This window comes from Deinococcus rhizophilus (assembly GCF_030271215.1).
GTDB lineage: Bacteria > Deinococcota > Deinococci > Deinococcales > Deinococcaceae > Deinococcus > Deinococcus rhizophilus.
In genome coordinates this window covers 1-667 of record NZ_JASNGB010000371.1, presented here as the reverse complement: position 1 = coordinate 667, position 667 = coordinate 1, and the positions used below count along the sequence as shown (strand labels likewise).

The 667-nt window shown below is 77.2% G+C and carries 1 protein-coding gene; it reads right to left on the bottom strand.

From position 1 onward, the window contains the following. Positions 1-168: 168 nt before the first annotated feature. Positions 169-667 (bottom strand): indole-3-glycerol phosphate synthase TrpC (locus QOL99_RS17400; protein WP_285525672.1); only part of this gene is annotated, 499 nt, incomplete at its 5' end.

Below are 667 nucleotides of genomic sequence, written 5' to 3'. Positions count from 1 at the left end.
CGGCCCGCGACTGCCCGGCGAGAGCTCCCGCGAGCGCCGCGAGCAGCGGCAGCCCCGCCGCCAGCCCCCACACCACGCCCGCCCGCGCCGAGCCCGGCCGCAGCAGCAGCGCGACCAGCGCCCCGGCAAAGGCGAGCGCGAGCAGCAGGTAGAGGCCAGGCAGCATGGTCAGTCGCTCCCCGCCAGCAGCGCCCGAGTCGCCCCCTCCAGGTCGCCGCTTCCCGCGAGGCTGCTGCCCACCAGCACCGCGTCGGCCAGCCCGCGCACACCCGCGAGGTCGGCGGCGCTGCGGTAGCCGCTCTCCGCGACGAGGGGGCCCGTGAAGCCCGCCTCCCGCGCCCGGCGAATCAGGCGGGGGCTGACCGACAGGTCGATCTCCAGCGTCCGCAGGTCGCGGTTGTTCACCCCGACGATCTCGGCCCCGGTCGCCAGCGCGATGTCCAACTCGGCCTCGTCATGGACCTCGACGAGCGCGTCGAGGCCGACGTGGTGGGCGGCCCGCAGGTACTCGCCCGTCGCCTCCCCCAGCACGCCCACCATCAGCAGCGCGGCCGACGCCCCCCACCCGGCGGCCTCGCGCAGCATGGCGGGGTGAACCACGAAGTCCTTGCGCAGCGCGGGCGCGGTCACGGCCGCCACGACCTCGCGCAGCGCCTCCGGGCTGCCG